Raw genomic sequence first — 9,608 nt, 5'->3', positions numbered from 1 at the left:
TGAGCTGGTCCTGTTCATCGCGCAGGTGGGCCAGATCAAAGCCGGTCAGGCAGCGGTTCAGTGGCGGAAACGTCGCCTCGATCACGTCCCGCTCTTGATCGATGATCGCCGCCGCGGTGCGGTGTACCTTGCCCAGCGCCCCCGTTTGTAACAGCGCCTGCTGCTCCTCTTCCCTGCTCAGGGCCCGGCTGTGCAGATGCTGGCCACCCAGCAGCACGGTGTCGAGTTCGAGCACGTGATCGCGGGTCTTGCCGTAGGTGCAGCTGCCCTGGCCGCTGGCGTCGGTGGCGATCATGCCGCCGATCGTCGCGCGATTGGAGGTGGAGAGCTCCGGGGCGAAGAACAGCCCGTGGGGCTTGAGTGCCGCGTTCAACTGATCCTTGACCACGCCCGCCTGCACGCGCACGCGGCGGCTCTCCACGTCGATCTCCAGAATGCGGTTCATGTGGCGCGAGACATCCACCACGATGCCGTCGGTCAGCGACTGGCCGTTGGTGCCGGTACCGCCGCCGCGGGGCGTGAGCACCACGTCGCGGTAGGGCACTTCGGCGGCCAGCTTGGCCAGGCGCTCGAGATCCTCGGCGTGGCGGGGAAACACCGCCGCCTGGGGCAGGCGCTGGTAGATCGAGTTATCGGTGGAGAGCACCGTGCGCTGGGCGTAATCCGGAGCGATTTCGCCTTCGAAGCCGCGTGTGTTAAGGGCAGCTAGAAAGCGCTTATATACATCGTTCACCTGCGCCCCGCCCTCTCTTGCCATCATGCGCTCAACGTCTCCAGCGCTTGCTCGATCAGGCCTAACCCTTCTCTGAGTATTTCTGGTTCCGTCGTCAAGGGGGGCAACAGGCGCAGGATATTGCGTTTACGCCCGCTGGGCATCAGCAGCACACCGGCGTTACGCCCGGCGGCCAGCAGCGCTGCCAGATGCTCGGCGCCTGTGGCGTTGTGCGTATCATCAAAGACAATTCCCCGCATGGCCCCCACACCGGTCATGGCGCCCAGCATGGGAAAGCGGCCGCTTGATTGCCATGTCTGATAAGCCTCGACAATCAGCGCTTCCTGTCGCTCGCCCCAGGCTGTCAGCGCATCTTCCTGCATGACATCCATGACGGCCAGCGCCGCCGCACAGGCCACGGCGTTACCTGAGTAGGTTCCGCCTAACGCGCCTTTGGGTAGCGCATCCATCAGCTCCGCACGCCCGGCCAACGCCGCCAGCGGCAGGCCTGACGCGATACTTTTTCCCATCAGCAAGAGATCGGGTTCGACGCCCAGATGCGTAAAGCCGAAGCGTTTGCCGCTACGCCCGAACCCGGACTGAATTTCATCGAAAATCAATAGTATGCCGTGTTGATTGCAGATATCGCGCAGTGCCCTGGCAAACTGTGGGCACAGTAGGCGAAAGCCGCCCTCGCCCTGGATGGGTTCGACCACCACACAAGCTACTTCATCGGCGGGTATCTCGACCTCGAACAACCGCGAAAGCGCCGCCAGCGACTGCTCTGCGGTCACGCCGCTGTCGCGGCTTGGAAAAGGCAGGTGATAAACCGGGCCCGGCAAGGCGCCTAGCCCTGATTTATACGGTTTGACCTTGCCGTTCAAGTTCAGCGCTGCCAGCGTACGGCCATGGAAAGCATCATCAAACGCGATCACCGCCTGACGGCCCGTAACACCGCGGGCCACTTTCAGTGCGTTTTCGGTCGCCTCGGCGCCACTGTTGGTCAGCATGCAGGAAAGCGGATAGGACACCGGCACGAACTGGCTCAACGCCTCGACCACCGCCAGATAGCCGCGGTGGGGCACTGCGTTAAACGCCGAGTGCATCAAGGTGTCCACTTGGGCCTTGACGGCCTCGACCACGGCCGGGTGGCCGTGCCCGAGATTGAGCACACCAATGCCACCAATGAAATCGATATAGCGCCGACCTGTTTCATCCCAAACTTCGGCATTGCGCCCGCGGGCAACACAGATTGGATGTATAACGCCCAATGCAGCACTTACATGGGGAAGATCCATCGCCGTTGCGTCTCCTGTCATTGCGGGGTGAATAGCCTTATCAAAGCAAATCCGCAGCGTAGATCACAAACGAAAAAAAACGCCTAATCCATGCCGTATTGGAATGGATGGCGTATTTAGTGCTTCATGCGCGCATGACGATGGGTCAAAGTAGCAAAAAAGGAATGCCTAAACTGGCGCTTAACTACAGCCCTTCCAGCAGACGCAAGATCATCTGCGGCTGCTGATTGGCCTGAGCGAGCATCGCCATGCCGGCCTGCTGGAGAATCTGGGCGCGGATCAGGCTGGATACCTCTTTTGCGTAATCGGTATCCTGAATGCGCGACTGGGCGGCTGACAGGTTGACGATGCTGTTGTCGAGGCCGTCAAGCACGCTGTCAAAGCGGTTCTGGACGGCGCCAAGGTAGCTGCGCTGCTGGTCCAGCTGCTTGATGGAGTCGTCCAGCACGCTCATGGGCTTTGGCGTAGCGCTATCTTTCAGCACGCTGAAGCCGTCAAGGCCCAGCGCCTGGCGGTCCATCGCCACCATTCGGATACCGATGGTGTCGCCCGCATTGGCGCCTACCTGGATATTGAGGCTGCGCGCTTCACTGAGCAGATGGGTACCGTTGAAGTTGCTCTGCCCGGCGATGCGGTCGATCTCATCCAGGCGCTGATCGATCTCGCCCTGAATCGAGAGGAGATCATCGCGGCTGTAAGTGCCGTTTCCGGCCTGCACACTCAGCTCGCGTATGCGCTGCAGGTTATCGTTGATCTGATTGAGCGAGCCTTCCGCGGTCTGCACCAGCGAGATGCCGTCGTTGGTATTGCGAATAGCCTGATTCATACCGCGCAGCTGTGCGCCCATGCGATTGGCAATGGCCTGCCCCGCGGGGTCATCCTTGGCGCTGTTGATACGCAGGCCAGAGGAGAGCCGCTGCATGGAAGTCTGGATAGCCTGCTGGCTGGTGCGCAAGTTGCTCAGCACCTGCAGCGAGGTAACGTTGGTGTTCAGGCTAAACAATCCGCATCCTCGGCTGGCGCGCCTTGACGGCAAGGTTTAATCAGCAGTAGTCGCTAATTTATCGGCCTGAGGGGAAAAATCTTTAATCCTCTCTCATCCGTAAAGAGCGCCCGCTGGCGGCCAGCACCTCGTCCACAGGAAGGCGGACATAGTCGTAGGCAAGGTAGCTTTGATCGAGCAGCTCACCATCCCAGGCAACGATATCCAGGTCCATGGTGCGTGGGCCCGACTTGTTGGGTCCACGCACGCGCCCCAACCGGTCCTCTACCGCTTTCAGATAAGCACGAAACATCGCATGGTCGAGCGGCGTGCGCACCAGCAGGGCCGCATTCAGAAAATCGGGCTGATCCAGAAAACCGACCGGCGGCGTAGAGATCGCCTGGGAGTGGAGCACCAGCTCGCACTCGCTACCCAGCAGCGTGAACGCCTGGGCAAAGTGGCGCTCGGGCTCAATGTTCGAGCCGATGGAAATCAGACACTCATGAAGTAGCGCTTCTTGTTTTACCTGCAATGCTTTCGATGACATAGCCATGGCCTGATTCAGGGCGATCCAAAGAATTCATAAGAACCGTAATGATCCTGCTTCAGACTAGCGCTACGCTTTTAGTGTGCAAGTAGCCGACAAGTGGGCCGTCAACGCACAGGTTACGCACCCGACTTATAACCAATAATTACAGGGATATATCATGGAACCTTACGCTGCATTAATTACCGGTGGCGCCACTCGGCTAGGGCGTTTTTTTGCCGAATCGCTGGCAGCAGCCGGGTACGACATCGCGCTACACGTCAACAGCTCGCGCAGTGAAGCCGAGGAAGTCGCGCAGGTGATTCGCACCAAAGGAGTGGCGTGTGAAATAGTTACCTGCGACTTCCTGCACGATTCGCTGGATGGGCTGATTCAAACCGCCTGCCAGCGCTTTCCCCGCTTGAACGTACTGATCAACAGTGCATCCACCTACCAGGCGGCACCGCTCGCCCAAACTTCCCTTTCCATGCTGGAAGCGCAGTTTCGGGTCAATCTGTTTACCCCGCTGCTGCTGACCCAGCACTTTGCCAAACGGGTAGAAAAGGGGTGCGTGATCAATATCATCGACAACAAGGTTGCCTACCATCAGTACCCCTATGCGGCGTACCTGCTGTCCAAGAAGGGGCTGGTGGAAGTGACGCAGATGGCGGCGCTGGAGTTTGCCCCACACATCCGGGTGAATGGCATCGCCCCCGGCGTGGTGCTGCCCACCTCGTTGCGCTCTCCTGACTATATCGCCTGGCGACTGGAGGGCATTCCGCTTCATCGCCAGGGCACTCCCGCGCATCTGGTACGTGCCCTGCACTATCTGTTGGACAACGATTTCGTGACGGGGCAGGTCCTGTTCGTGGATGGCGGCGAATCGATTGCTCTGGAAGGTCGGCATTCGGAAAACTACCCCGCCTGAGCCACCGCCAGAAACGCAAGAGGCCACCCGAAGGTGGCCTCTGCTTGCTTATGCGTACTCGCGTTACGCTTTGTGGCTATACGTCCTCATCATCAGGCTTGTGATGCTCAGGGTTTTCAGCCTGGGCGTTGTCCTTACGCGGACTGTAGCGATTATCTTCGATCAGGTCACCCGACTTGGGCTGCCCGGCCGGGCTGCCATCGATGGTAAACGCCTGCTGCATGACACGCAGGTTGGCAGGCGGTGCTGAGCCTGACTTGTCCTGACCAAAGTAGAGCGTGGTATGCGGGAACGGAATCTCGATACCGGCTTCGTCGAAGCGCATCTTCACCAGACGGTTGTAGGCACGGCCTACGCCCCACTGATCGCCCGGCGTGGTCTTGATGACCACACGGATATTCACCGAGCTGTCTGCCAGGGCCGTTACGCCGGCAACGGTAAGATCTGCCAGGATCTTGAAGCCGTGCTCTTCACTGGCGCGCAGATCGTCAAAGGCCAGCTGGAGCTGAGCGATCGCATCATCAATGCTTTCACGGTAGGCAATACCGTACTCGCCCACGTGGTTGCCGTATTCGCGCATGTAGTTGGAGACGGTGTCCACGCTCGAGAACGGCACGATATGGTAGGTGCCCGACAGGTCGCGAATCGCCACCGAGCGAATGCTCAGGCGCTCGGCGGTACCGGTAATGCCGCCTACGGTGACTACATCACCGGTATTCATGGCATTTTCGATCTGAATGAAGACGCCGGTAATCACATCCTGCACCAGCTTCTGGGCACCAAAACCGATCGCCAGGCCCAGTACACCGGCACCGGCAATCAGCGGCCCGATATTGATGCCGATTTCGGAGAGCACGATCATGCCGGTAATGGTCACCATGGCAATCGCCAGGGCGTTACGGAACAGGCTCAGCAGCGTCTTGGCACGTGCTGAAGGCTCGCCCGTACCGGTTTCCGGGTTGAGCTTGTGCTCGATCAGGCTGGCCAGCGCCAGCCATACCCCCAGCGATACGATCAGGATCACCGCCACACTCACCAGGTTGCCCACGATGTGCGCGCCACGCTCGGAGGCGTACCAGCCAGCCAGGTTGAAGGCGCCCCAGGCATCCAGAATGACCATGATGACCGCCACCAGAATCACCGTTCTCAGTACACGCAGCGCATTGGGCACGTAGCTGTTCAGGCGGTGTTCGAGCATCGGCAGCTTGCGCCGCAGGTCATCGGAAAGCTGGATACGACGACCAATGGTCTGGGTAAGGAAGGTAGATGCCAGTATTCCAATCACTACGGCAGCGAGCGTCTTCAAGGTCGCAAACAGCACAAACGGCAGCGCATCCCCCGGGCGCGTCAGCGTAAGAACGAACACCACCAGGAAGTAGAGCAGCGCAAACAGGTGCCAGGTACGCGCAAACAGCTGCATCGATACACGGCTGGCGGTCATGGTGCTATTGGCGGCAATCGCATTCATGTTGCCGCGCAGGCGCACACGGTTTTTAAGCACCACGCTAATCGCGTAGATAAACGCAATGATCATGATCAGCGTGCCGACCGCCTGGCCAAGGGCAGCGCCCAGGTAGAAATTGACCAGCGGCACGGCCACCATCAAACCGTAGCCCACCATGCCGATCAACCGGGCAAGCCAGCGGTTCCAGTAGGAGGCTTCGTGAGCGGAAATCGGCAGCAGGCGCAGCCCCTCGTACTTGGAGGAGAACAGCATCCGCATGACTGCCTTGAACAGCTCGATGATCAAAAACGCGTTGAGAAACAGCGAGGCGCGGGTAGAAAGCTCGCCAGTTTCACCAACGGCAAAGGTGGCCACCAGGTTGCCGCCCACGTAGGCAAGCCCCACCAGCAGGAAATCGATTACCGCGGCAATCGCCACGCACAACACGAGCCGCAATACCGGTGTCAGGCCAGAGCCGTTCAGCGACCAGCGACTTACCTTGGCAAACGCCGATTTGCCCAGCCGGCGCAGTACGAAAAACAGCGCAAAGGTAGCCAGAATGACGATGCCAAGGTTAATCGCTGCCTGCACAAAGGCCGCAGAATCAAACGAGCCGGTGCCCCGCCCGGAAAAGAGATCTCCGATGATCGAGAACGCCTGCTCTACCTGTTGACCAATATCGGTCACCACCCGGCTGGTAAGCTCGGCGAGCTGGCGGGGTAGCGAGACATCTTCAGGCGCTACGTTGCCGCCTTGCGCTGCCGCCTCTGGCGATAGCTGTGCTTCAAGGCCTGCAGGCAGCGCCGAGGCTTGGTTGCGCAGCAGGTCGATGAGTTCCTGTCGTGATTGATCGTTTTCAAGCAGGTCGGCCAGCGCTTCGTAGGAAGGCGCTTCTTCTGCCGAAGAGGCCGGGGGCGGCGCCTCGCTGTCAGCACTGAGCGTTGTCTGGGCCAGTGCCGGCGTTGCAAACATTACCAGCAGCGCCATCATCCAGACGCCCAGCCAGGGTAGTAATCGTAGTGGCGTCACACCTCAACCTCCATATTTAATAAATGCTGTCTTAAATCTAACGGCTGGCCCGTTTTATGCAAATCAAAATGCACTCGCGGGGCCGGTTGTCAGGTTGTAAGGCCGCACAGGGTAACATGCACCCATGAAGCAGGTCTGGCAGTAATCGCAAGGGGATAACGGGGTATATCAGGCTTGACAGAGCGGCAGCAGAAAACGATGCGCCAGACCAAGCACCACGGCGTAGCGCACGCCTTTCGCCAGCACAATCCACAGCACAGCGCGCCACCAGGGCAAGCGAAACAAGCCAGCCAGTACCGTCAGCGGGTCACCAATAATGGGCACCCAGGAGAGCAGCAGGCTTGCCTCACCGAGCTTGTGATACCAGCGCTCGGCCCGCGCCAGGCTTTTAGGCGAGGCCGGAAACCAGCGCCGGTGCTGAAACTGACGCGCGTAGCGACCCATGGCCACATTGACCAGACTGCCCAGCGTATTACCTGCCGTGGCTACCCACCAGAGCACGAAGGCAGGCTCCCCCAGACACCAGAGTCTGGCAAGCCACACCTCGGAGCCACCGGGCAGCAGCGTGGCGCTGGCAAAGGCGACAAGAAAAAGGCTCAGCATGAGATGGCGCGCACGCGGTTAACGCGGCAGCTGGCCGCCCAGCTGGGCGGTAATCTCATCGGCGACCTGGCGCACCAGCGCCCCGAGGGCCAGCAGGCGCGATTCGGGGATCCGCGCCATGGGGCCCGACACCGAAATCGCTGCCAGCGGCAGGGCGTGCTCATCGAACACGCAGGCCGCCACGCAGTGCAGGCCAATGGCATGCTCTTCGCGGTCGCAGGCAAAGCCTTGCTGGCTGATCTGCTGCATTTCGGTGGCCAGGGCGTCGGGCTGATAAAAGGTGTTTTCCGTCACCCGGGCAAGCTCGCCGGTGTGCATGAAGCGGTCGCGCTCATCGGCGGGCATCCAGGCTAAAAGCGCCTTGCCCACACCTGAAGCGTGCAGCGGCGCTCGCGAGCCCAGGCGGGTAATCATGCGCATCATCTGGGGCGATTCGTGCTGGGCCAGAAACACCGCCGTATCGCCGTCGCGGATCCCCAGGTTGGCGGTTTCGCCGGTTTCGCCGGTCAAACGGCGCAGAAAAGGGCGGCTGGTGGCGACCACGTCGCGCGCCTCCAGGAAACTGTTGCCGATACGGAAGGTCTTGACGTCGATACGCCACAGCCCCTGTTCGTTTTCCTGAGTGACAAAGCCCTGACTCTGCAGCGCCTGCAACAAGCGGTGGGTGGTGGAAGGCGCCAGTTCGGCTTTTTCAGCCACCTCGGAAAGGGCAAGCCCCCGCGGGCTCGCCGCCAGGTACTCCAGTAGCGTCAAGCCACGTACCAGCGACTGGCTATGCCCGCCGCCAGCCTTGGCGGCGCTGGCCGGACGCCCGACCGTTCTACGCTTGGCTTCACTCACCCTGCTCTCTCCTGAAGGCACAAAACCCACAGGATAACGCGCCACCATGACGCTGTCGCGTTTACGGAAACGGATTCCACGAATGCAGGGAAGAACGAAAGCAAGGGAGTCAGTGCTCACGGCAGCCACGGGCGTGGCCGCCGGTATTGGATCAAATGCTCAGCGCGAGGGTATCAGGCCTTTTCGCGATGGTTGTAACCCAACGGATGCGGCTCGCCGCGCGCCTTGGCAAGCTCGATCTGACGCTGGCGCTCGCGGGCGGCGGCGCGGGTCTTTTCGGGTAGCGAATCGATGCAGTGCGGGCAGCTGATGCCCGGCTCATAGGCGCTGGACTGCATGTCTTCCTCAGAAATTGGCATGCGGCAGGCGTGGCACTGTTCAAAGGAGCCTTCGCTCAGGTCGTGGCGCACCGCTACCCGGTTATCAAACACGAAACACTCGCCACGCCACAGCGACTGCTCCTCGGGCACCTTCTCCAGGTAGTTCAGCACGCCGCCCTTGAGGTGATAAACCTCCTCGAACCCTTCCTTGAGCATGAAGCTGGAAGCCTTTTCGCAGCGGATGCCGCCGGTGCAGAACATGGCGACCTTCTTGTGCTTCTCAGGATCAAACTGCTCGCGCACGTACTCCGGAAACTCGCGGAAGGTGGTGGTCTTGGGGTCAACTGCGCCTTCGAAGCTGCCAATCGCCACTTCGTAATCATTGCGGGTATCGATGACCAGCACTTCCGGGTCGGAGATCACGTCGTTCCAGTTTTCCGGCTCGACGTAGGTGCCCACGGTGTCGTTGGGGTCGATGCCCGGCACGCCAAGGGTCACGATCTCTTTCTTGAGCTTGACCTTGGTGCGGTAGAACGGCGTTTCGTCACAAAACGATTCTTTGTGATCGATATCGGTCAAGCGCGGGTCAGCACTCAGCCAGGCAAGCAGGGCATCGATACCTTCGCGGGTACCGGCCACCGTGCCGTTGATGCCCTCTTTGGCAAGCAGCAGAGTGCCTTTGACATCGTTATCGACCATGGTCTGGCGAAGCGGCTCGCGCAGCGCCTCGAAGTCGTTCAGGGTGACGAATTTATACAGCGCCGCCACCACAATGCGCGGCGTATCGCCAGATTCAGAGATAGTGCTTGAGATAGCAGTTGGGACTGTTTCAGAAACAGGTGCAGACATGTAGGGCTCCAGGTAGTCGCCCCCGTAAAGGGCGGACCGGGTTGATAAACGCGCACAGTCTAGCGCAAACCGCGCAG

The 9,608-nt window shown here is 60.2% G+C and carries 9 protein-coding genes; 1 reads left to right on the top strand and 8 read right to left on the bottom strand.

Going from position 1 to position 9,608, the window contains the following annotated elements; translation table 11 throughout:
• From B0H98_RS09400 to folK, 4 genes are all read right to left on the bottom strand, one after another.
• A partial coding sequence (locus B0H98_RS09400; protein ID WP_146130245.1) for an FAD-binding oxidoreductase occupies nucleotides 1-760 on the bottom strand: 760 nt, incomplete at its 3' end.
• Nucleotides 757-2,010 carry a 2-aminoadipate transaminase gene (locus tag B0H98_RS09395; RefSeq protein WP_106374808.1) on the bottom strand — a complete coding sequence of 418 codons (1,254 nt, stop codon included), beginning with the start codon at nucleotides 2,008-2,010 and terminating at the stop codon, nucleotides 757-759. The genes B0H98_RS09395 and B0H98_RS09400, both read right to left, overlap by 4 nt.
• A 184-nt stretch (nucleotides 2,011-2,194) precedes the next feature.
• Nucleotides 2,195-3,013 carry a flagellin N-terminal helical domain-containing protein gene (locus B0H98_RS09390; protein WP_106374807.1) on the bottom strand — a complete coding sequence of 273 codons (819 nt, stop codon included), beginning with the start codon at nucleotides 3,011-3,013 and terminating at the stop codon, nucleotides 2,195-2,197.
• A gap of 82 nt (nucleotides 3,014-3,095) precedes the next feature.
• A complete protein-coding gene (gene folK, locus B0H98_RS09385; protein ID WP_106374806.1) occupies nucleotides 3,096-3,539 on the bottom strand; it encodes a 2-amino-4-hydroxy-6-hydroxymethyldihydropteridine diphosphokinase in 444 nt (147 codons plus the stop codon).
• Nucleotides 3,540-3,699: 160 nt separating this feature from the next.
• Between folK and B0H98_RS09380 the strand changes: the two genes are divergently transcribed.
• On the top strand, nucleotides 3,700-4,446 hold the full coding sequence (locus B0H98_RS09380) for an SDR family oxidoreductase (RefSeq protein ID WP_106374805.1): 747 nt from the start codon (nucleotides 3,700-3,702) through the stop codon (nucleotides 4,444-4,446).
• A gap of 76 nt (nucleotides 4,447-4,522) precedes the next feature.
• Here B0H98_RS09380 and ybiO read toward each other — a convergent pair whose 3' ends face one another.
• The 4 genes from ybiO to trhO all read right to left on the bottom strand — a co-directional run bounded on the left by ybiO (nucleotide 4,523) and on the right by trhO (nucleotide 9,531).
• The gene (gene ybiO, locus B0H98_RS09375) at nucleotides 4,523-6,919 is read right to left on the bottom strand and encodes a mechanosensitive channel protein (RefSeq protein WP_106374804.1); all 2,397 of its coding nucleotides are present in this window, start codon (nucleotides 6,917-6,919) and stop codon (nucleotides 4,523-4,525) included.
• Nucleotides 6,920-7,087: 168 nt separating this feature from the next.
• Nucleotides 7,088-7,522, bottom strand: coding sequence for a YqaA family protein (locus B0H98_RS09370; RefSeq protein WP_106374803.1), 435 nt, complete (start codon nucleotides 7,520-7,522; stop codon nucleotides 7,088-7,090).
• A gap of 18 nt (nucleotides 7,523-7,540) precedes the next feature.
• Nucleotides 7,541-8,362, bottom strand: coding sequence for an IclR family transcriptional regulator (locus B0H98_RS09365; RefSeq protein ID WP_106374802.1), 822 nt, complete (start codon nucleotides 8,360-8,362; stop codon nucleotides 7,541-7,543).
• 173 nt (nucleotides 8,363-8,535) lie between these two features.
• The gene (gene trhO, locus B0H98_RS09360; RefSeq protein WP_244183047.1) at nucleotides 8,536-9,531 is read right to left on the bottom strand and encodes an oxygen-dependent tRNA uridine(34) hydroxylase TrhO; all 996 of its coding nucleotides are present in this window, start codon (nucleotides 9,529-9,531) and stop codon (nucleotides 8,536-8,538) included.
• Nucleotides 9,532-9,608: the final 77 nt, after the last annotated feature.

The sequence above is a fragment of the Vreelandella songnenensis genome (assembly GCF_003002925.1).
In the GTDB taxonomy this organism is placed as follows: Bacteria; Pseudomonadota; Gammaproteobacteria; order Pseudomonadales; family Halomonadaceae; genus Vreelandella; species Vreelandella songnenensis.
This window is presented reverse-complemented; position numbering and strand designations above follow the sequence as displayed.

Excerpts from the sequence above, each read along its gene's own strand:
- B0H98_RS09370 (WP_106374803.1), bottom strand. The coding sequence starts at position 7,522 with ATGCTGAGCCTTTTTCTTGTCGCCTTTGCCAGCGCCACGCTGCTGCCC.
- folK (WP_106374806.1), bottom strand. The coding sequence starts at position 3,539 with ATGTCATCGAAAGCATTGCAGGTAAAACAAGAAGCGCTACTTCATGAG.
- B0H98_RS09395 (WP_106374808.1), bottom strand. The coding sequence starts at position 2,010 with ATGGATCTTCCCCATGTAAGTGCTGCATTGGGCGTTATACATCCAATC.
- trhO (WP_244183047.1), bottom strand. The coding sequence starts at position 9,531 with ATGTCTGCACCTGTTTCTGAAACAGTCCCAACTGCTATCTCAAGCACT.
- B0H98_RS09380 (WP_106374805.1), top strand. The coding sequence starts at position 3,700 with ATGGAACCTTACGCTGCATTAATTACCGGTGGCGCCACTCGGCTAGGG.